This window comes from Lactococcus sp. S-13, assembly GCF_004210295.1.
Taxonomy (GTDB): domain Bacteria; phylum Bacillota; class Bacilli; order Lactobacillales; family Streptococcaceae; genus Lactococcus.
Genome location: NZ_SDAK01000002.1, coordinates 1 through 20,129, shown reverse-complemented (window position 1 = coordinate 20,129; position 20,129 = coordinate 1). Strand labels below are relative to the sequence as shown.

Genomic DNA, 20,129 nt, shown 5'->3' with positions numbered 1-20,129 from the left:
ATTATGAAATACGATTTCGTCAATAACAACGCTGCAGCGAAAAACAATCAAGAACAAGAAACTGTGGAGATTGCCACATCAGAACAAACACCCCAAGCATCGCCAACGGCATCTCCTTTGAGCGCTGAGTCTTTTGATTTTATGGAATTTATCCAAGGAGAGCGCAAACAAGCTCTTGAAGAAGAAACCCAAAGACATGAAGCGACTAAAAAAGAAATCAATCGCTTGTTTAATGAAATGGAGCGCCTTGAAAAAGCTCGACCTGAAGCGATTAAACAAGCTCGAGATAAAGCCAAGAAAACCCTTGAGGCAATTAAAGGGCTTATTTCTGAGCGATCTCAAGACGTTGAAGATGAGGTGTCGCAAGTCGCAATCCAACTCCGTGAAAAAACTAATGTTATCGTAGGAGAACTAGAAAATGAAGAATTATAATTTTATAGAAGAACCTCCTCAAGAGGATAGGAAAAAAAAGCGCTCTTTTCATTTCCTGAGTCTCGTAAAAAATAAAAAAGGGAAAAAAGCTGAAGAAAAAACCAAAGCAACAAAGCTGCCCACAAAGTCTTTAGAAATGGCAACAAGCGATAATCGCCCACTTTCTAAAATAAAAAAAGATTTTGAGAAGTATTTTAAATTAAAAAAAGATACCTTATTAGCGTATCCTATTGATCGCCCAATTGACTCAGAAGGGCGCCTTCATGCAACGATTGACGGTAAAGAAGAATATTCTTATTTACTTGCGGTTAAAGGCTATGATTTGGCGGGACAGTCGGAGGCAGAATATAGCACAATCAAGGCAAAATACTGGTCTTTTCATAAAAATTACACCTACCCCTTTAAAGAATTTTATATGAATTTTCCAGAAAATAATTCAAAAAATCAAGCTTACTTACTCCGCAAGTTTTCTGGAGAAAAAGGCAATCAAGAACTTTCGGCTATTAATGATAGTTACCTCAAAGAAGAAATCCGAAAATTAAAGGTTGTCGAAGAAGAATTTAGAAGCAAACGTTCGTTTATTGCGATTTATGGACAAACTGAGGAGGAATTAGATGACCGCTTACGTCAAGTAAGAGGAGCAGGGGGAAAATTACTCGGACTTCAAAAATTAGAACAAGAAGAAATCGAAATTTTGTTTGAACTTTTGAATCGAGGAGAACTGCAGGAAAAAACTGGTTCGGAAACTTTCAGTGAAAAAACTGCTCCATCAGACATCTCTTTTGATTATGCGAATCATATCCCCGTGAATGGACATGAAGAGGCAATTGTTGTCGTTACAGCACTTTCTACAAACGTGAAGAATGGCTGGCTTCAAAATTTTACTCATCATGAGTATGCGGATGCGACGACAGTTGATTATAGAGTGAAAGAAGAAGTCAATTACTCAAAAATGATGTCTGACTCCATCGAAGTCTATAAAAAGAAATACAAAAAAGCAAGAAACGATACCAATAAAGATCGTTCCCAGCAACAATATAATATTTTAAGGCAGAAAGTCTTTGATATGGATAATGATGGGGAAGTGATCAAAGAGGTCACAATTCGAATGCTTGTTTCTGCATCTGATTTAAAAAACTTGAATGATAAAGTGGATACGATTGCTAGAAATACCAGCGGCAAAGGAACGCAGGTTCAAGTTTATAATAATATGGGCTTCTACGACTGGTCAAGTCGCTTTGTTTCTTCTGATTTTCAAAAAAAATCAACAATCACACGAGAGGGAGTAGAACGCTCAGCGCTTGCTTTAGCATTGGGTTTTGCCCATAATCAAACTTATTTAAGTGATCCTACAGGGCAGTATATTGGGCGAACAAAAACGCAATGTTCAGTGTATTTAGATATATTTACCAAAACTGCAGATCGTCTGTCTTACGACATCTTTATCTCAGGAATGAAAGGAAGTGGAAAATCAACTTTTCTTAAAAAATTGGTCTTGTCGAACTTTATTGTGGGTCGCTTTGTCTATGTATTTGATAAAGCGAGAGAGTTTAAAGAATTGACACGTGTCTTAGGAGGCGATTATTTGGCTCTTGATGGCACAAAAGGGCTGGTTAATATGTTACAAGTTCTTCCTCTTTTGTCTTTAGGTGGAGATGAGGGTGAGGATGTGACCAAGGATATTTGGGGGAGTTATAATCTTCATATCTCTAAAACCATCAACCGTTTTAAAAACTGGATTGACCTCTCAAAAGATGAAGTCCTTGATGTCAATAGTATTCTTGATGATTTTTATCAAGATTATTTTGTTTTGAAAAAAGGGTACCAATGGAAAAAGTTTGATATTACTGGCTTAGCGAATCAAGATTATCCAACCTTTGATGATTTTTATGCTTATCTTGTGAGTGGGAAAGTGAAAGAAGTTGACCCTAATACCACTCAGCGCTTAATTAAAATGACCAAAAATGTCGTGACACGCAAACGCTCAACTTTTGTTGGACATACAACAATGGACAATATTTTAACCAGTCAATTGATTACTTTTGATATTTCTAATATCGCAACGGGAACGACAGGTGATGCGGATATTTTATTTGATGTGACGCTCTCCCTTCTTTTTTCTATGGCTCAAAATCGAGGACGGAAAGAAAAACATCTTTATGAAACAGGGCAAAAAACTTTTGAAGAGATTGTTCGTTCACTTATTGTGGTGGATGAGTGTCATAATATGTTAAATCCTTATAAATTGCAGGCAACGGAGATGTTTCTGGAAGCATTGCGAGAAAATCGGAAATTCTATTATGGCGTTGCTCTTGCCACGCAACTTATTGAAACGATGATTCCTGATAATGCCTCACAAATGAGTGGAAATCCAGGGCTTGCGGTTCAGAACCTGAAAGCGATTATTGGCTTGTGTCAGTACAAAGCGTGGATGAGGCAGTCAAACACAAGTATTCAAACCATCAAAAATAATTTCTCTGGCTATTTCAAGGACAGTGATTACCACGCCTTACAAAACTTTAAAGTAGACAAAAAAATCGGGAGTGAATTGATTCTATCAGGGACTGGGGAGCGAGGGCTTGAAATGTATCACTATGCCACTCCTCATGAATTATCAATCTTCCAAGGAGGTGCTTAATGAATAAAGGAACAAAAATAGGGGTAATTATTGGTATAATTATCCTTTTTTTAGGTTCGATTTTTGCCTATTGGTTTGTGTCACTGCCTAAAGCTCAAGAAGTTGCACCGCCCAAAAAGTTTATTAACTCGCAAAGAAGTACAGAACAAAAAATAGAAATCGACCCGAATATTTTGAAAAGTACAAACGACTTTGTTTCTAATTTTTTTCTATTCGACAAGGATAAGGTTAAAGAATATAACTCCATTCAAGGGGGTGCTTCAGATTTAGAGGACTATTATGAACAATATGGTCAAGGGGAAGAAATTACTTACAAAATTAAACAATCCACGCAAGATGACCCCTCGAATATCTTTATCACTTATGAGGTAAGTGGGAAGTATAAAGGAAAATCTCATCGGTTTTCAATAGTTATTAATGTAAGTCAAAATTATTCTTCTGTACCAACCATTCAAAATTATACGGTGGTTGTCAATGAATAAAAGAAAAATGACCCTGTGGGTCATTACATCACTTACAGGATTTGGTGGTGCTTTTTTCACCATCCTTGCGATTCTGGTTTTCCTTTTCTTGGGAATATCTTCTTTAAAAAACGATCAACAAAATCCCACTGCTCCAGACGGTAATGCGCCCGTTTCGGGGCAAGCCTTAGTCAATGCAATGGGCATTGTTTCCGAGATGAAAAAAGAAAATGCATCACTCCAACAGATTGCAGGGACGCTTTCAAATTGGGACGCAGAATCTGGGGGCGATCCTACCAGCGTCCAAAAACGAAACTGGGGGACAATCACAACAGCAGATATGTACAATCAACCCGCTTTCGTTATTTCAGATACAAAAAAAGCAGCCATTAACTGGTTTATTTCCGCTTATCCAAGCGGAAACTACCCTGCAGATGGTATTGGTTATGCAGGCGGAATGATGCAATGGGATGGTTCTCGGCTCATTGGCTTAATCAATTATGCGAAAAAAATAAATAAAGAGTGGTGGCGAATTGATACTCAGTTTGCTTATTTAAGAAATGCGGACAGCTATGCGCCCAATTATAAAAAGTACCTCACACAGTCCTTTAAAACTGCCACAGACGCTGCCAAATGGTGGTATGGTAATCTTGAGTATTCTGTGGGATGGGATAATGCACCAAGTGCGGGAAATGATGGCAAACAAAAGCATCTAGGTACAGCTGAACAATGGTACAACTACCTGTCAGGAAGTTCAAATTCAGGTGGGCAAGGACTTTCGGGATTAGATAAAGTGCTTGGTCAAGCCCTTGATATTGATGGATCGTATGGCGCTCAATGTTATGACTTATCTGCCTATTACGTGGAGTCTATTTCACACTTTAGACCAATCGCTCCAAATGGTGCTTCAGGGTTGTTTGCGGATAGTTCTGAGCAATGGACAAGCCATCAATGGTCAATTATCAAACACCCCAATTACACCGATTTGAAAGCAGGTGATGTGATTGATTACCAACCAGGCGGATTAGTGGATGGATGGTATTCGGATGGCGCTTATGGTCATACGGGTGTCATTGGAAAAGTGCTTGGCAATAATCGCTACGTACTCTATGAACAAGGCGGAGGAGCTCCAGCTCACACAAGTACCTATACCTATCATGCCCAGGGCGTTGCTTCAATTATTAGACCACCCAAATAAGGAAAAATTATGAAAAAGAAATCACTTATTATCTCAGCGCTAACCCTTGTACTTGCACTTCTTGCTTTATTTTCATTCTTTCAAGCAAGAAAACATCCTGTAGAGCGGGTCACGAAAGAATATATTACGAATAAGGAGGTTGAAACAGAACCATCAGCATCCGAACCGTCGAGTTCAAGCTCGAGTTCAACAACGCTATCATCGTCATCAAAAGAAGAAAAAGTTGAAGTCAGTAAGGAGACACAAGAAGTGGTCAGCCAGTTCTTGGAGGCAGATGTCACTTACGACTTGACGGTTAAATCACTCCTTTCACGTTCAGAAACGCTCTCGAAAATAATGACCAAAGAGGCTTATGAGCAATTAAAAATCCAGTCTACGACGGACAGCCTAGTCGCAATGACTAACAAATGGCTAACGACAAAACAAGTGGACACTTCGTCAGGAGATGTGCAGCTAGCGAGTCAAAAATATCACTCCGCAAATGTTACGCCAAGCGCCTCAGAACCTCATCGTTTTTATGTGGAGCTGAGTTATGGTGAAACACCAGTAACCACAAATGAAAGTCAATCTAAAACGCAGCTGCTTTGGTTATCTGTCACAGATAATAAGGTTTCTGATGTTGAAGTAATTACTACAAAATAACGAAAGCGAGACTCATAAAATGATCAATTTACATATTGTTGAGGGACGATTAACTAAAAATCCCGACTATCGTGTTGATGAGAAAAACAATCAGATTTTTCTGAATGCAACAATTGCCAGCGCACGTAACTATAAAAATCGAGAAGGAACTTACGATAGCGACTTCATCAATATCTCCCTCAAAGGAAGGGAAGCCACTAACTTCTCAAAATTGTGCATGAAAGGGGACTTAATCAGTATCACAGGGCGTAGCCAAACAGATATTATTCTAAGTGAAAATGGGCAAAAACAATACTACACTAAAACGCACGTGATGAATTGGAACTTGCTCTCTAAAGCCAAAACTGAACGTGAAAAATTATCCCCAAACACCTCACCATCTTCTTTATTCGCAGGCTACGATCCTAATAGAGATTATACTGCAGATATTGAACAGATGAATCTTCCAGAAGAAGACAGAGACATTTTCTAATGTCTCTTTTTTATTATGTTGACAAAGTCAGCTCCAACCAAAAAACAGAAGGAGAAAACCATGTTACTCGTTAAAATCCCAAAAGAATTTTATGAACAAAACCTTCCAGATGATGACCTCTTTGTTGGACATCGTGATGAAAATATTCTAGGTTTAGTCGTCAATGACGGTCAGAGAACTTATTTCTCACCGCTCTTAAATGTCGCAGAATTGACTCATCCCCTGTCTGACCCAAACAGTTTTGTGAGCTTGTCAGATGTGCCAAATGATTCGCCTGAAGACATTATTTCATTGGAAAAAACAATCGTTTTAGAGGATGAATTTTTTGATCAGGATATTGCAAAACAGGCTATTATCGCCCCCAATGAATATCGAAATTTGAAAGTCAAAGAGCTTGAATACCAACAACGTTTATCACATTATGTTTTGGATTATCAGCTCCAACCAAATGATTATAAGTTTAGAAATGCCTCACTAAAGTACTTTAAACCTCAGCTTGAAATTTACGAAAATCAGCTTGACGTTTTGGAAGATGAAGCCCCACTCGTCCAACCTTTTTATGATATTCATAGCCAAAAGCAGTACGACTTACTTAAGCACACTGTTGATTACCACCGCATTGAACATCATGACCGTGAGAAGTACCAAAAAGTAAAAGAAAAAGAACTCGATTTAGAGTTATAGGAGAGCTAATGAAATCACTAATTCACGATAAATATAACCTTCGTTACTTCATTCCAATTGTGCTATGTATCATCATTATGATTGGTTTTTTATCAAGCGGAGTGATCAAAAAGAAAATGGAACCCGTTGTGACAACCTCACTCGGTCGTGTCCTAAATATCGAAAATAAGACAAGCAAAATCATTTTCGAGCGAGCAGATTACTATAAAAAAAGTAACCTATTGGTCACGGGCTTTTATTTAAAAAGTGATGAAGTTGTGCCAACGGATACGATTAAAATTGAAACCATTAACGGCCGAACACAACAAAGAATTGAAGCATCCGTTGAGAAAATCAATGCCAATTATTACGTGGTATTCATTCCAAATATTTCTCCAAACTTCAAACAAATCATTAACAATATTACTTTAAAAGATAATCAAAAACAATCTTATTCGGTAGGTGGAATTGCCGTTACGCCAAAAAATGTTTCTAAAAATAATACCTCCTACCAAGCGAAACCATTAGACTTTTATGTCGGTCAATATAAAGAATATGCCCGTCAAGATGTTGAAGAAAAAATCAAGGAATACGACAAAGACATCGCCAAATTTAATGCTCAAATTAAAGCCCTAAATAAAGAAAATCAACTTTATTTGGCAGATATGGACTTAAAAACCTCAGACCAGCAAAAAGAGATTTTCTCCCAAATTCAGTCAAATAATAATTCGATTTCAGGAATCAATAGTCAAATTAAAACCGTTAAAGACAACCAAAAAAAGGTTGAAGAACAACGTAATATTCTAAGTCAATAGTGAGCGTTTGACCAATGTTGACCAAAGGAAGAAAACAGAGCTTTTTTCTTCCTTAATCGGTTCAAAACAGCCTCAAAAAACACTATACATACACTATAAAATAAGAAAACTCTCATAATACAATCCTATAATAACACTATACGAGGTTGTGGTTGAGCCATTTTAAATCCTATACAATCACTATAAATGAGAAAAAATCTGACCCCTAGCTAAAACAAGTCGCACTGCGACTTTACCCAACTTTTGGGGACAGTTTATCTTATGCTCTTATTAAAAAAACACAAAATTAGATTAGAAAACCAAAAAAGCTCTTCAAGAAAGGGGACAGATGGAAATTAAAGTTAGAACATTGACCAATGAGCAAGTGAAAAATCTTGACCAGATTGCTAATGAGAACAAACTTTCGAGGGATAAACTCATTTCAAAAATCATCGGAGAGTACCTCGATGGAACAAATTTTTTAGAAGCCCATCGCACTTTTTTCAAAGAAGAAGTCACCAAAATTATTCCCCAACTTGAAAAGAACAATCAGGTCATGGAGCGAGCTTTAAACTTTCTCGATGCGGAGGAAACAAATGGAGATTAAACTTCGTTTTTTAGCAGAGAAGGAAGTTGCTCAATTAGACCGACTTGCAAAACAAAGAAAGATTAGTAGACAGGAATATTTGCGTCGATTGATAAGAAAAGAATTGATGTCTGCAGGGGAGTTTTTAGAAATGGATTCTGAAAGCAAAATCAGGTTAGCCCTTGCCTCACAACTCAAAAAAAATAATGACTTAATTCATGTCTTAATTACTCAGATAGAAGAAAGGAATTAGCCAATGGCTGAAAAAATAAATATCCAACTTACAAAGCAACGCCACCCCAAACTCTTTGATTATTTTGAGTCTTTTAGCGGGACGCCTTTACAAGCACTTGAAGCACTTCTTATTCAAAATGAAGTGCAACAAAAAATGCTTGAAGAACGGAGTACCATCTTAGAGGAATTCACAAGGCTTTTAAAGCCAGAACTCCTTCAAATGAGACTTGCGCTTCGAGCAACGGAAAAGCAAACTTGGATACTTTCTCAAATCAAAAATACTGAATTTTATGAGCGAGAAGTGCTTCGTCCAGATCAGCCTTTTCCCAAAGCAAAAACAATCGCAGACTACCGTTCAGAACCGTTTGCCATCCTTGATGGGAAGTGGAAAGATATGTTAACAATGATTCGCCAAGAACGAGCTGAACGTGCTAGTTATGAGATGGAAAAATGGGAAGAGGGACTTAAATGAGTAGCCCAGGGGTCATTGATTCGACCAAGTTTGTTTCCCCTACCTCTAAAGGCTTTCAATCTTATCTTGACTATATGAATCGGTCTGAAGCAGTACGTACCAAAGCTTATGATTGGTACAATGTTGCAATGGATGATTTAAAGACATCGAACTTTGAAGCTTACAATCAATATATGAGCAATCCTGAAAAAACCTCTGCTTTATTTAGTGAGGCTCATGACTTCCTCACTCCTGAGCAAATGGAGCAGATGGTTGTCTTATTCAATCAAGCCCAAGACAATCGTTCCCTCATGTGGCAGCACGTTGTTTCTTTCGATAATGCATGGCTCGAGAAACATGGACGATATGATCCCCACACTCATTTATTAGATGAAGAAGCTGTGATGAATGGAACACGCAGTGCTATGAAAGAGTTGATTCATAACGAGGGAATGGAAGGAGCTGTTTGGACTGCCGCAATCCACTACAATACAGACAACATTCATGTCCATATTGCGATGGTTGAACCTGAACCGACTCGAAAAAAATACTATCCTCTAGACAAAGAAGGTAATCGCCTTTATTCCTCTCAAACAGGAGAAGTGATTTGGGACTACAAAGGAAAACTCAATCAGAAAAACTTGGAGCGGATTAAGTCACAGGTCGCAAGTGCTATTGCGGATCAGAGCGAGATGTTATCCAAAATTAATGACCTCTCCAGGCAACACGTGGGCAAGCGTGATTCACTCTACCATGCCCTTAGTCGTGACCGTCAACTTCAAAAAGCATACGATGAAATTTATCAGCAACTCCCCTCTAATCGTTCACTTTGGAAATACAATAACAATGCGCTCAATGGTGTTCGTCCTTTGATAGAGGAGTTCATTGACGACTATATCCAACGTTACCATTCTGACGAATTTAAACAGCTCAATGAAGCATTGGATCATGCCGTATTCTTTTACCAAGAGACTTATGGGGAGAGTCGCTATGATGACTTTAAGGAGAATAAACTTAATGATCTTAAAGCCAGTCTTGGAAATGGACTGTTAAAAGATATGAATGAGTTTTACAAAGCTAATCAAACACAAGCAAAGTTACTTGTAAAATATCCCAATTACCCGTCTTCATTTCATGGGAGGGGACGAAGTTTAAATCACTTGAATGCTGCATTTGAGAAGTCCTATAATGAACAAAAAAATCTTCGTGACTATGAACGAATGAAAGAAGAAATTGAATACGAAAACAACGCAGAATATTGAACTGTGTTGTTTTTTTGAAAGGAAAAATTATGGTTACAGATGAACAAATTAAAGAAGCGAATGCTAAAGACATTCTAAAAATTGCGGAATCTCTAGGACTCCCAATAACTAAGGTAGGGTCAGGCTACCGCTCAGGTAAAAACCTTGCATATCAGTTTAATGCTCATACCAATACCTACTCGAATTATCGCACAGGAGTCAAGGGGGCGGATGTGATTGCCCTTGTCCAAAACGAAACAGGGTTAGATTTTGCAAAAGCAGTGGAACACTTACGAAAAACGGATGTCAGCCTTGTTGAAATCAACCACACTCCGCAGCCTAAAGAACCTTTTTATTGGTATTTTAAAACCTCTCCTAATGCAGATCGTGCCACAGACCAATTGGTCAATAAACGAAAACTTCCCGAAAAATTAGTAAAATTACTAATCGAAAAACGATATATCATTCAAGACAAATACCAACAAATTGTTTTTCCTTGGTACAAAAATGGGCAAGTGGTTGGTGCAGATGTCAAAGGAACGGTTTATCGTCCTGATGAGGAAAATCCTTACTTTAAAGGGATTGCAAAAAACTCGGAAAACTTTGGCTATAACATCAAAATAGGAAGTGGGAAGGTCAAAGATATTTATATTTTTGAAGCGCCTGTTGACTTATTGTCCTACTGGGCGCTCCACCCTGAAATTAAAGATTGCTTACTGTTCTCGGTGAGTGGAACATCTAATGCCAATCGTGTTGAACTCGCCATGAATTATGCGCAGGCAACCTATGGAATGAGTCAAGAGCCAAAAGAAATGGAACGCTCCATTCATATTTGTGTTGATAACGATGAATATGGAAGTAAGTTTTGGAAAAAATTCGAGAAACAAAACGATCTTGTACTTGAATGGAACGGGGAGTCTATCCTTTTTGAGGACGATCGTCCTGATCCAGCCTATGGAAAAGATTGGAATGATGTTTTAACCTATCATGCCAAAGAATATGAACAAAATCTATCTGAAGTAACAACGGATAAAGACATGGTGATGGGATGAAGAAAGCAAAACAAGTCCTTGTCTTTCTGATTCTATTGCTTATCTCTGGGGCAATTGTTCTGCCTAAAGTTTTAGGGATCGACTTGGGAGAAAAAATCACTCGAGTTGCTAATCCTACTTCAATTTTTACCAATACAACCCCTAAAAGCAGTACAAGCTCTTCCCGTTTAGCAACTCCTCCAACAAAGCCTAATTCAACCTTTAGAGCTGCTTATCAAATTAAATTAAGCCCTCTTGATCTATTGAAAAGAGCAACAGGCGCACAAATTCAACTCCAAGCCAAAGATTTACCCAGTCAAAAAAGAGAGCCAAGGCTTTCTTATAATCCTGTTGGCTGGCATAACTACAAATTTAACGGGCATTGGCTTATGAATCGAGGACATTTGGTCGGTTATCAATTTTCAGGACTGAATGATGAGCCGAAAAACCTTGTCCCTGAAACAGCATATCTCAATGCAGGCAGCCTCTCAGGAATGGATGATTCCAATCCTAAGAGTATGCTTTATTATGAAAATCGGCTCGCTGTATGGCTTAAAACACACCCTAACGACTGGTTAAATTATCAAGTCACTCCACTCTACAAAGCAAATGAACTGATTCCAAGACAAGTGAGCCTTTCTTATCACGGCTTTGATAAAAAGGGTAAAGCTGTAAAAGTTGCGGTTGGAGGGAACGAGACAATAGATGATAATGGGAATACACAAGTTACCCTTGATAATATCAGTCCAAATGCGATTATCAACTACAGCGATGGGACTGCAGTACAAAAGTAAGGAGAATAAAAATGGAAATCTCACAAGAAAAATTGAATGATTTGGTTACAAACTGGTTTGAGCGTTATCAATCAGTCATTTATTTGTCAGAAGGAGGCTTTGAGCCTTTTGGATATAGTGAAGTGGCTGATAATGCCACACAAAAAGAAGTCGGAGAAGCTGGGCTCGATTGGGAGGTTTATCAAGCCTTAAACGCTAACCATTTGGATGCTTTGGAGGTCTATAGAACACAAGTGAAGTTAGGCTTATCAAAAATTGATGACCCTCATTATGAGCTTTATTCGGGGACTGGAAAGCTGCTTTTAGCGTCCAGCTCTTTAGAAAATATTGTCAATAGCTGGGCTTTCGAGGACGAAGTACGTAAAAAGCTAGATCCGATTGAATTTATAGGGATAGCGGATGAGGAAGCAAAGAAACAAAGTTCTTATTTTTCAGTAATAACTGCAGAGGCACTCACAGAAACCCAGTCATTTATGGATGAGGAAGAATATTGGAGAGATAAAGAAGAATTAATTCCAGTCCATGATGAAAATCTCATCATGCTAAATGATTTCTTTGTAGCTCCAACTCCTGATTTGCTTCTCAAGGTTGCCTATGAACTGAATCCCAAAGAGGTAGATATTGGAATTGAAACTTATGAAGATTTTTTTGATGAGCTGGTAGAAACAGAAGATGATTATGTTTTTTGGAGTAAGGTTGGTTCGGGTGAACTTTCCTTACGTGAATTTGTATCAAGCTTTAGCGTAGAACACGATACTCTAACTGCTGAGTATGGAGATGAGCTTGATTGGGAGGAATTAAATAAGAACTTTAATAAACTCCTAGAAGAAAATCGTACAGACTATTTAGAAAATAAAATGTTAAATGATCAGCTAGAAATGTGAGGACAATATGAAAAGAGAACAAGTCATACAAGCAATGAATGATTTCTTAGGGAATTTCAATACGCTTTCAAGAGAAGAAAAACTAAATTTTTTAAATTTTAATCAACTCCACCACCATCGAAAAATCAATGATATTGTGTCCATTTATATACAGAATCCAGAAGCCACGCTTTTAGGTTCTTTTCAATATTGGAAAGATTTAAGCACAGAATCTAGTGTTGAGTTCGGGCAAAAAGCAAGTGTTAGACTTTGGGATGAGAATGGAAGAACCAAAGAAACACTCTATGACATCACACAAACCACGTTACATGAAGCGTTCCGTTTTCAAGAGACGATTTTGGACGAACGAGTGCTTGTGAACACGGTCGGAGAGTTGACAGGACAAGATTACTTGTTGGGCGACTTCGATTTAGATGAGTATAATGAGTCGCTCTCTCGGTTTATGCGAGCGTATATTGAGAAATCCGTTTCAAAACTTCCCAATTATACAAGCGAACAACTTAACCTTGCTCTTGATATTGCTAAATACAATATTATAGAGGAATTTGGGGCTTTCCTTGAAGAAGATAGTTACTATCAAGAAATTGCTCAATCGGTACTAAAAACCTTTGAGGAGACTTCTGAACAAGTGAATCTTTTACGTAGTTTTGCCTTGGCAAATAATTTCTCTCAAGAGTTTTCTCGTCAAATTTTTGCTCAACACGAAAAAGTTACCGCACTCACAGAAGAACGGTTAGAAATACAGGAACAGCTCGTGATGTGACAAATGATTATGATAAATCTGATGAATTGGAGATGTAAATTCTCTGAGAATAAAATGAAAACCCTTCGCTAGTCCTGGTGGCTTGCGAAGGGTTTTTTTGTTATAATAGTTGAGTAGAAGTTTAAATAGATGGTGGCTCTGAAAGGTGGTGAGGCTTATGTATGTAAGTTTAAAATCCAACAGAAAGGAGCACTCTTATGGTGGCTGTGGCAATGTTAGTTACTGCAATTTGTAGTTTACTAATCAATTTGTTCACGTTTGTCATCTTGTTGATTGAAAAAATCACAAAAAAATAAGAACCGTCTGTACTTTGGCTGAGTAAACGGTTCTTAGAATCAATTCTGCCACCGACTTTTAATCGGCTACATTGGGACTTGTTTCGAGCAAGTCCTTTTTTATTTAACTTAATTATCTATAATTAAATTATATAAGTTATCTTTAATTTTGTCAATTCAAATTGCAATTAAATTTGCAATTCATCCTTTGAATAGCTCATAACTTAACCGTTATGAGTTTTTTTCTTTTTATATCTCATTATTGATATCAATCCAGATGTAAATTCTTTGAGAGTAAAAGAAACCCCCTCATAAGTCTTGAGGGGGGATACGTCTAGTTATTTGATAATTGTTCAAGGAGTATCATTTCAAATATGATGGGTGCTTTTTTCATAAAGCTCTTGGCTTGTATAAGTCTTACCAGCTATTTTTAAATTACCATTCTCATCAATTGATGACTCAGTTCCTTGCCATGAGATCGTTGGAATCATATTAAATCCCACTGCCCAGTTTCTTATCTTCTTAATATTTTTAAAATAATCTTGTTCTAACTGAGAACTTAAATAACGACTTTCACCATTATCAAATTCTAAGTATATACGTAAATTGGGCAACATCGCTGCTTTTACCAGTTTTGGGATTGCTTTAACTTTCATTTTTTCATAAGCAGATGGAGCAAATATATAACTCCGTTTCCCAGTACTTCTGTAATCAACATTCATTTCCAACTCCTCCTTGGCTCTTCTCAAAACATAAGCTTGATTTAGATTCAATGCTTCTGCAAGCTCTCTTGTTGTCATTACATCTTTAATGTCCATATTACCTCCTTAAACCTGAAAGTCGTTAGTCGCACTTCCGACTACAAACTTATTATAACATATTCAAAATGTGAGTGTCAATGATTAAGGATAAAAAGTAAAAAGACGCCGAAGCAGGTTAGACTTTAGCGCCTTTTTGGGTTTGTTACGTATAACTTTCTTTATCCTAAGTCTACCTATAGCGTAGATTTAGGATAAAGAATATGGTTCTGTTGCAAAGTTCCCCATAACTCCTGATTTATTGTAAAATGTAAGAAAACGAGAGTGAGGGTAGACAGATGGATCATTTCAAAGGGAAACAATTTCAAAAAGATGTGATTATTGTCGCTGTTGGTTACTACCTGCGTTACAATCTGAGCTATCGTGAAGTTCAAGAACTACTGTATGATCGTGGAATAAATGTTTGTCACACTACGATTTATCGCTGGGTTCAAGAGTACAGTAAAGTCCTCTATCATCTTTGGAAGAAGAAAAATAGACAGTCCTTCTATTCGTGGAAAATGGATGAAACCTATATCAAAATTAAGGGACGTTGGCATTATCTTTATCGTGCAATTGATGCGGACGGCCTAACCTTAGATATCTGGTTACGAAAGAAACGGGATACGCAAGCAGCCTATGCTTTCTTAAAACGACTCCATAAACAGTTTGGTGAGCCGAAATCAATTGTGACCGATAAAGCACCTTCTCTTGGCTCCACCTTTAGAAAGTTACAGAGTGTGGGTTTATATACTAAGACAGAGCACCGAACTGTGAAGTATCTTAACAATTTAATAGAACAAGACCATCGACCTATTAAACGACGGAATAAATTTTATCAAAGTCTCCGTACAGCATCTTCCACGATTAAAGGCATGGAGACCCTTCGAGGAATATATAAAAAGAACCGAAGAAATGGAACGCTCTTCGGCTTTTCGGTGTCTACTGAAATCAAGGTATTAATGGGAATACCAGCCTAAGATATTTGGAGTTCAGAAAGGGCGAGTTTGATTTTCAAACTTCGCAACAGAACCTTTTTTTCTAATTTCATTTAGAGGTGAATTAATTGGTAGTTATTAGAGGTGCCCTTAATTTTGTCCAAATAAAATCTCTTAGTTGTAACTCTAACACTCTTGATAATTCATCTATATTTGATTTGACAAAACATAAATAATCATTTATATTTATATATATAAATGATTATTTATGTTTTAGGAAGGAATAATATGGACTATGAAAATATGGTTGTTGGACTTAAAGCTTTAGCTGAACCAAACCGTTTAAAGATTGTTGATTTACTTTCATGTGGAACAAAATGTGCTTGCGATCTTTTAGAACACTTTGATTTTTCTCAACCAGCACTTTCACACCATATGAAAGTGCTAGAAAAAGCGGAAATAATAACGGTTGAGAAAAAAGCAACGTGGAATTACTATTCATTGAGTGAAAAATTTACATTCAATTTTCAAGATTTATGTAAATCTCTTTTTTCTCATGATGACAAAACATGCATATGTGGCATAGAAATAAATGATTGCTCTTGCAGCAATAAAGAAGGAAATAGATTAAAATGAAAAAAATTGAAATATTTGAACCAGCAATGTGTTGTTCTACAGGAGTATGTGGGCCATCAGTTGATTCAGAGTTATTACGTATCACAAATTTGATGGATAGTTTAAAAGATAATAAAGAAATCAAAGCATTTCGATATAATTTGACAAGCAATCCGCAAGTGTTTGTTGTCAACAAAACTATTTTGAACCTTCTTCAAAGCAAAGGTAATGAAATATTGCCTGTAACTATGGTAGATGGTAAAGTGATAAAAACAGGTGACTATCCAACAATGTCAGAATTTCAGGCACATTGTGAAACTCTTGATGAAGCGGAGAGTGGCTCTTGCTGTGATACCTCAGAAGGTTGTTGCGTTGTTGATGAAGAAATAGGAGTAGAAGTTGAATCGAAAACTAAAGGTCCTTGTTGTGGCGGAAATACAGGATGTTGTTAATTGAGGGAAAGAAAATGAAGTTATATAATCCGCAAGAAATAGGCTTAACAAAGTATCTCTTTTTTACAGGTAAAGGTGGAGTTGGTAAAACAACTTCTGCATGTGCAACAGCCGTTAATCTCGCTGATTCAGGAAAGATGGTAATTCTTGTAAGTACTGACCCTGCTTCAAATCTTCAAGATGTTTTTCAAACTGAACTAACAAATAAACCAAAAGCTATTGATCAAATTCCAAATCTAAAAGTTGCTAATTTTGACCCTATCACTGCTGCTAATGATTATAAAGAGAGTATTATAGGCCCTTATAGAGGAGTTCTTCCAGATTCTGTAGTTGAAAATATGGAAGAACAGTTATCTGGCTCTTGTACGGTGGAAATTGCAGCGTTTAATGAATTTGCAGCGTTTTTAACTGATAAGTCAGTTGAGAGCGAGTATGATTATGTTATTTTCGATACAGCTCCAACAGGTCACACGTTAAGAATGCTTGCATTACCTTCTGCATGGTCTAATTATTTAGATGAAAATGATATAGGTGTTTCTTGTTTAGGTCAACTCTCTGGACTAGGTGATAAAAAAGAAAGCTACGAACAGGCTGTAGAAACCCTATCTGACGGTAAATTAACCACCTTAATGCTTGTAACTCGTCCACAAAGAGCAGCAATTCAAGAAGCAAGCAAAGCTTCAAAGGATCTCTCTGATTTAGGTATCCATAATCAAAAATTAATCATCAATGGTTTGTTAGATAGTGCCGACGATGAAATATCAGAAATTATTTATAATCAACAAAGAAATGATTTAGATAACCTACCTCAAGAATTAAAAGACTACGAACAGCTTTATATCCCGTTACGACCATATAATGTCACTGGTTTAGATAAAATACGTGTGCTTCTATCTGAAAAACAACCAGAGATTGCATTAATAAGTTCAAACTTTATAGATTATTCCGATATATCTGATATTATTAATAATTTTGTTAATACAGATAAGAAAATTATTTTTACAATGGGTAAAGGTGGAGTTGGTAAAACGACAATAGCAATAAAAATAGCGCAAGCCTTGATAAAACGTGGTAAAAAAGTTCATCTGGCAACGACAGACCCTGCAGACCATCTTAATTTTTATTTAGGTGATACTTCAGGCTTATCTTATAGTCATATTGATGAAGAAAAAGAACTTCGAGAATACAAAGAAGAAGTATTAGCTAAAGCACGAGAAACTATGTCAGGGGATGATTTTGATTATATCAAAGAAGATTTAGAATCTCCTTGTACACAAGAAATCGCTGTATTCCGTGCTTTTGCTGAAATAGTTGGAAAAGCTGAAGATGAAATAGTTGTCATTGATACGGCTCCAACAGGTCATACATTGTTACTTTTAAAATCTACACAGAGTTATGCTAAAGAAGTGGAAAGAACAAATGGTGAAGTTCCTGAAGCAATTCAGAAACTACTCCCTCGTTTGCAAAATCCTGAAGAAACAGAAGTTCTTATGGTCACATTGCCTGAGACAACACCTGTTTATGAATCAATGAGACTCGCTGATGATTTAGATAGAGCAAATATTGCTCATACTTGGTGGTTAGTAAACCAAAGCATGGTTGCTACTCATACAAATAATGCTGTTTTGAAAGCTATAGCTTCAAATGAAATCAAATGGATTGAAAAGGTTGCTAAGCTCTCTGATAATAAATACGCTGTTGAAAAATGGCAACCTAACTTTGAAAAATAGGAAAATGGAGTACTTCTATGAAAATAATTATTATTGGATCTGTTGCTTCTGGAACTAGTGTAGCTGCTAAAGCACGTAGAAATACAGAAAGTGCAGAGATTACTCTTTATGATAAAGATACTGATATTTCTTATGCTGTATGTGGTATTCCTTACGCAATTGGTGGAGAAATAGCTGATTTTGAAGAGTTGACACCACGTGATGCAAAGTGGTTTAAAAAGCGTTATAACGTTGATATACATACTTCACATGAAGTACTATGCATTAATCATTCTACAAAAATAGTAACAGTAAAAAATTTATTAACTGGGGATGTATTTGAAGATAACTATGATGTTTTAGTTTTTGCTACAGGAGCAACATATCGTACTCCTGATGCATTTTTAGGTAAACATTTCGAAAATGTTTTTCAAGTGAGAAATATTAATAGCGGAAAAAAAATTAAGTCTTTTATTGAAAACGAAAAGCCTATGACTGCTGTAATTGTAGGAGCAGGATATATAGGTCTTGAAGTTGCTGAGCAGCTTAAAGCACGTGGAATTGAAGTCACAATTCTTCAACGTGGTAAGCATCCTATGTCACATTTAGACTGGGATATGTCTATTCGTATTGAAGATGAAATGATAAAACAAGGCATTGATTTCCGATCTGAAGAAACAATACAAACGTTAATTGGAAGTTCTCGACTTGATGAAGCAATCACCAATAAAGGAACAAAATTATCTGCGGATATGTATATCTTAGCAACTGGTGTCCAACCTAATGTATCCTTAGCTCAATCCATTGGCGTAAAACTTGGAGAAACAGGTGCAATTGCTACAGATAGTACACTTCAAACGAATATACCTGGAGTATACGCAGTGGGTGATGTAGCAGAAAGTTTCCACGTTATTACAGGCAAGCCTACTTATCGTCCTTTAGCTTCCACAGCAAACAAGATGGGGAGAATTGCAGGAGATGCTATGACAGGTGGTCCCCTTCGATTTCAAGGTGTTTTAGGAACTGGTATCTTGCGTTTCTTTGATTTAACAATTGCTCAAACTGGACTAACAGAAAAAGAAGCTTTAGCTGAAGGTTATGAAGTTGCAGTATTGTTTAATATTAAGGCAGATAAACCAGACTATATGCACGGTAAAGAAATGGTTATTAAGGCAGTGGCTGACAAGCTCACTCATCGTATTTTGGGTGTGCAAATTATTGGTCCTCAAGGAGTTGATAAAAGGATAGATGTTTTTGCTTCAACAATAACTTTAGGAGTCACTGCAGAAGACTTATTCCACATGGACTTAGCCTATGCACCACCATTTTCTACTACAAAAGATCCATTAGCATATACAGGTATGGCATTAACCAATGCACTAACAACAGCTCCACTTATCACTCCGCATGACTTAATGGAACTTCAAAAAAACAATGAAAATATTACAATTATTGATACCCGAGCTCCAAAAAGTTATGAAAAAAATCATGTAGCTAACGCTATTAACATACCATTGTCAGAGCTACGAGAAAAGGCTTCAACACTTGATAAAAATAAGAAAACAATTGTTTATTGTAATAAAGGAGTGACAGGTAACGCTTCTCAAAATGTATTGAGAAATAAAGGCTTTAAAGAAGTTTATAACTTATCGGGTGGAAATAATAATTATCAGGAGTTGGTAAAGAAACAACAAAATTAGGAGAAAAGTAAAAAATGAATCAAGTAACTAAGAAGCTCTCATTTTTAGATCGTTACCTCACATTATGGATTTTTGTAGCAATGGGTATAGGTGTAGCTTTGGGATATTTTGTACCAAGTGTTGCAACAACTATTAATAACCTATCAATCGGCACTACATCTATACCTATTGCTATCGGTTTAATTCTCATGATGTATCCTCCATTGGCAAAAGTGAAATATGGAGAAATGGGGAAAGTATTTAAAGATTGGAAAGTACTCTTACTTTCTCTTATTCAAAACTGGATTATTGGTCCAATATTGATGTTTGTCCTTGCAATTGTATTTTTACAAGGTTATCCTAGCTACATGGTTGGTTTA

General features: G+C 36.8%; 23 protein-coding genes. 22 read left to right on the top strand and 1 reads right to left on the bottom strand.

What is annotated here, in order from left to right:
• The first annotated feature begins 3 nt into the window (after positions 1–3).
• The 16 genes from EQJ87_RS10745 to EQJ87_RS10670 all read left to right on the top strand — a co-directional run bounded on the left by EQJ87_RS10745 (position 4) and on the right by EQJ87_RS10670 (position 13,284).
• On the top strand, positions 4–432 hold the full coding sequence (locus EQJ87_RS10745) for a hypothetical protein (protein WP_130124660.1): 429 nt from the start codon (positions 4–6) through the stop codon (positions 430–432).
• Complete coding sequence (locus EQJ87_RS10740; RefSeq protein WP_223804549.1) at positions 419–3,070, top strand: ATP-binding protein; 2,652 nt, start codon at positions 419–421, stop codon at positions 3,068–3,070. Before EQJ87_RS10745 ends, EQJ87_RS10740 begins: the two co-directional genes overlap by 14 nt.
• On the top strand, positions 3,070–3,552 hold the full coding sequence (locus EQJ87_RS10735) for a hypothetical protein (RefSeq protein ID WP_130124659.1): 483 nt from the start codon (positions 3,070–3,072) through the stop codon (positions 3,550–3,552). Before EQJ87_RS10740 ends, EQJ87_RS10735 begins: the two co-directional genes overlap by 1 nt.
• Positions 3,545–4,729 carry a phage tail tip lysozyme gene (locus EQJ87_RS10730; RefSeq protein WP_130124658.1) on the top strand — a complete coding sequence of 395 codons (1,185 nt, stop codon included), beginning with the start codon at positions 3,545–3,547 and terminating at the stop codon, positions 4,727–4,729. Before EQJ87_RS10735 ends, EQJ87_RS10730 begins: the two co-directional genes overlap by 8 nt.
• A 9-nt stretch (positions 4,730–4,738) precedes the next feature.
• Positions 4,739–5,371, top strand: a complete 633-nt coding sequence (locus EQJ87_RS10725; protein WP_130124657.1) for a hypothetical protein — start codon at positions 4,739–4,741, stop codon at positions 5,369–5,371.
• Positions 5,372–5,390: 19 nt separating this feature from the next.
• Positions 5,391–5,843 (top strand): single-stranded DNA-binding protein, encoded by a 453-nt coding sequence (locus EQJ87_RS10720; protein ID WP_130124656.1) that lies wholly within the window; start codon positions 5,391–5,393, stop codon positions 5,841–5,843.
• Between the two features lie 60 nt (positions 5,844–5,903).
• Positions 5,904–6,527, top strand: a complete 624-nt coding sequence (locus EQJ87_RS10715; protein ID WP_130124655.1) for a hypothetical protein — start codon at positions 5,904–5,906, stop codon at positions 6,525–6,527.
• A gap of 8 nt (positions 6,528–6,535) precedes the next feature.
• A complete protein-coding gene (locus EQJ87_RS10710) occupies positions 6,536–7,321 on the top strand; it encodes a hypothetical protein (protein WP_130124654.1) in 786 nt (261 codons plus the stop codon).
• A gap of 328 nt (positions 7,322–7,649) precedes the next feature.
• The gene (locus EQJ87_RS10705) at positions 7,650–7,907 is read left to right on the top strand and encodes a hypothetical protein (protein ID WP_130124653.1); all 258 of its coding nucleotides are present in this window, start codon (positions 7,650–7,652) and stop codon (positions 7,905–7,907) included.
• Complete coding sequence (locus EQJ87_RS10700; RefSeq protein ID WP_130124652.1) at positions 7,897–8,139, top strand: ribbon-helix-helix protein, CopG family; 243 nt, start codon at positions 7,897–7,899, stop codon at positions 8,137–8,139. Before EQJ87_RS10705 ends, EQJ87_RS10700 begins: the two co-directional genes overlap by 11 nt.
• A 3-nt stretch (positions 8,140–8,142) precedes the next feature.
• Entirely contained in the window at positions 8,143–8,592 is a 450-nt protein-coding gene (locus tag EQJ87_RS10695; protein ID WP_130124651.1) for a hypothetical protein, read from the top strand.
• Positions 8,589–9,833, top strand: a complete 1,245-nt coding sequence (gene mobP2, locus EQJ87_RS10690) for a MobP2 family relaxase (RefSeq protein WP_130124650.1) — start codon at positions 8,589–8,591, stop codon at positions 9,831–9,833. Before EQJ87_RS10695 ends, mobP2 begins: the two co-directional genes overlap by 4 nt.
• Before the next feature lie 29 nt (positions 9,834–9,862).
• On the top strand, positions 9,863–10,864 hold the full coding sequence (locus EQJ87_RS10685) for a DUF3991 and TOPRIM domain-containing protein (RefSeq protein ID WP_130124649.1): 1,002 nt from the start codon (positions 9,863–9,865) through the stop codon (positions 10,862–10,864).
• Complete coding sequence (locus EQJ87_RS10680; RefSeq protein ID WP_130124648.1) at positions 10,861–11,637, top strand: DNA/RNA non-specific endonuclease; 777 nt, start codon at positions 10,861–10,863, stop codon at positions 11,635–11,637. The genes EQJ87_RS10685 and EQJ87_RS10680 overlap by 4 nt, the downstream gene beginning before the upstream one ends.
• A gap of 11 nt (positions 11,638–11,648) precedes the next feature.
• Positions 11,649–12,521: a hypothetical protein gene (locus EQJ87_RS10675; protein WP_130124647.1), complete on the top strand. Its 873-nt coding sequence runs from the start codon at positions 11,649–11,651 to the stop codon at positions 12,519–12,521.
• A gap of 7 nt (positions 12,522–12,528) precedes the next feature.
• Entirely contained in the window at positions 12,529–13,284 is a 756-nt protein-coding gene (locus EQJ87_RS10670) for a hypothetical protein (RefSeq protein WP_130124646.1), read from the top strand.
• A gap of 643 nt (positions 13,285–13,927) precedes the next feature.
• Here the strand turns inward: EQJ87_RS10670 and EQJ87_RS10665 are convergent.
• Positions 13,928–14,377 carry a hypothetical protein gene (locus EQJ87_RS10665; protein ID WP_130124645.1) on the bottom strand — a complete coding sequence of 150 codons (450 nt, stop codon included), beginning with the start codon at positions 14,375–14,377 and terminating at the stop codon, positions 13,928–13,930.
• Between the two features lie 278 nt (positions 14,378–14,655).
• On the opposite strand from EQJ87_RS10665, the gene EQJ87_RS10660 reads away from it, so the two are divergent.
• From EQJ87_RS10660 to EQJ87_RS10635, 6 genes are all read left to right on the top strand, one after another.
• Complete coding sequence (locus tag EQJ87_RS10660) at positions 14,656–15,336, top strand: IS6 family transposase (protein WP_130124644.1); 681 nt, start codon at positions 14,656–14,658, stop codon at positions 15,334–15,336.
• A gap of 246 nt (positions 15,337–15,582) precedes the next feature.
• Positions 15,583–15,930 carry an ArsR/SmtB family transcription factor gene (locus tag EQJ87_RS10655; protein ID WP_061775491.1) on the top strand — a complete coding sequence of 116 codons (348 nt, stop codon included), beginning with the start codon at positions 15,583–15,585 and terminating at the stop codon, positions 15,928–15,930.
• The gene (arsD, locus tag EQJ87_RS10650) at positions 15,927–16,361 is read left to right on the top strand and encodes an arsenite efflux transporter metallochaperone ArsD (protein ID WP_130124643.1); all 435 of its coding nucleotides are present in this window, start codon (positions 15,927–15,929) and stop codon (positions 16,359–16,361) included. The genes EQJ87_RS10655 and arsD overlap by 4 nt, the downstream gene beginning before the upstream one ends.
• Before the next feature lie 14 nt (positions 16,362–16,375).
• Positions 16,376–18,091, top strand: a complete 1,716-nt coding sequence (gene arsA / locus EQJ87_RS10645) for an arsenical pump-driving ATPase (RefSeq protein WP_130124702.1) — start codon at positions 16,376–16,378, stop codon at positions 18,089–18,091.
• Positions 18,092–18,108: 17 nt separating this feature from the next.
• The gene (locus tag EQJ87_RS10640) at positions 18,109–19,770 is read left to right on the top strand and encodes an FAD-dependent oxidoreductase (protein ID WP_130124642.1); all 1,662 of its coding nucleotides are present in this window, start codon (positions 18,109–18,111) and stop codon (positions 19,768–19,770) included.
• Positions 19,771–19,784: 14 nt separating this feature from the next.
• A partial coding sequence (locus tag EQJ87_RS10635) for an arsenic resistance protein (RefSeq protein ID WP_370449782.1) occupies positions 19,785–20,129 on the top strand: 345 nt, incomplete at its 3' end.

What these genes read in the sequence shown, in the direction of transcription:
- EQJ87_RS10640 (WP_130124642.1), top strand. Translation starts at nt 18,109, where the DNA reads ATGAAAATAATTATTATTGGATCTGTTGCTTCTGGAACTAGTGTAGCT.
- EQJ87_RS10720 (WP_130124656.1), top strand. Translation starts at nt 5,391, where the DNA reads ATGATCAATTTACATATTGTTGAGGGACGATTAACTAAAAATCCCGAC.
- EQJ87_RS10675 (WP_130124647.1), top strand. Translation starts at nt 11,649, where the DNA reads ATGGAAATCTCACAAGAAAAATTGAATGATTTGGTTACAAACTGGTTT.
- EQJ87_RS10695 (WP_130124651.1), top strand. Translation starts at nt 8,143, where the DNA reads ATGGCTGAAAAAATAAATATCCAACTTACAAAGCAACGCCACCCCAAA.
- EQJ87_RS10740 (WP_223804549.1), top strand. Translation starts at nt 419, where the DNA reads ATGAAGAATTATAATTTTATAGAAGAACCTCCTCAAGAGGATAGGAAA.
- EQJ87_RS10655 (WP_061775491.1), top strand. Translation starts at nt 15,583, where the DNA reads ATGGACTATGAAAATATGGTTGTTGGACTTAAAGCTTTAGCTGAACCA.
- EQJ87_RS10700 (WP_130124652.1), top strand. Translation starts at nt 7,897, where the DNA reads ATGGAGATTAAACTTCGTTTTTTAGCAGAGAAGGAAGTTGCTCAATTA.
- mobP2 (WP_130124650.1), top strand. Translation starts at nt 8,589, where the DNA reads ATGAGTAGCCCAGGGGTCATTGATTCGACCAAGTTTGTTTCCCCTACC.
- EQJ87_RS10705 (WP_130124653.1), top strand. Translation starts at nt 7,650, where the DNA reads ATGGAAATTAAAGTTAGAACATTGACCAATGAGCAAGTGAAAAATCTT.
- EQJ87_RS10735 (WP_130124659.1), top strand. Translation starts at nt 3,070, where the DNA reads ATGAATAAAGGAACAAAAATAGGGGTAATTATTGGTATAATTATCCTT.
- EQJ87_RS10685 (WP_130124649.1), top strand. Translation starts at nt 9,863, where the DNA reads ATGGTTACAGATGAACAAATTAAAGAAGCGAATGCTAAAGACATTCTA.
- EQJ87_RS10710 (WP_130124654.1), top strand. Translation starts at nt 6,536, where the DNA reads ATGAAATCACTAATTCACGATAAATATAACCTTCGTTACTTCATTCCA.
- EQJ87_RS10670 (WP_130124646.1), top strand. Translation starts at nt 12,529, where the DNA reads ATGAAAAGAGAACAAGTCATACAAGCAATGAATGATTTCTTAGGGAAT.
- EQJ87_RS10730 (WP_130124658.1), top strand. Translation starts at nt 3,545, where the DNA reads ATGAATAAAAGAAAAATGACCCTGTGGGTCATTACATCACTTACAGGA.
- EQJ87_RS10745 (WP_130124660.1), top strand. Translation starts at nt 4, where the DNA reads ATGAAATACGATTTCGTCAATAACAACGCTGCAGCGAAAAACAATCAA.
- EQJ87_RS10715 (WP_130124655.1), top strand. Translation starts at nt 5,904, where the DNA reads ATGTTACTCGTTAAAATCCCAAAAGAATTTTATGAACAAAACCTTCCA.
- EQJ87_RS10680 (WP_130124648.1), top strand. Translation starts at nt 10,861, where the DNA reads ATGAAGAAAGCAAAACAAGTCCTTGTCTTTCTGATTCTATTGCTTATC.
- EQJ87_RS10725 (WP_130124657.1), top strand. Translation starts at nt 4,739, where the DNA reads ATGAAAAAGAAATCACTTATTATCTCAGCGCTAACCCTTGTACTTGCA.
- EQJ87_RS10665 (WP_130124645.1), bottom strand. Translation starts at nt 14,377, where the DNA reads ATGGACATTAAAGATGTAATGACAACAAGAGAGCTTGCAGAAGCATTG.
- EQJ87_RS10660 (WP_130124644.1), top strand. Translation starts at nt 14,656, where the DNA reads ATGGATCATTTCAAAGGGAAACAATTTCAAAAAGATGTGATTATTGTC.
- arsA (WP_130124702.1), top strand. Translation starts at nt 16,376, where the DNA reads ATGAAGTTATATAATCCGCAAGAAATAGGCTTAACAAAGTATCTCTTT.
- arsD (WP_130124643.1), top strand. Translation starts at nt 15,927, where the DNA reads ATGAAAAAAATTGAAATATTTGAACCAGCAATGTGTTGTTCTACAGGA.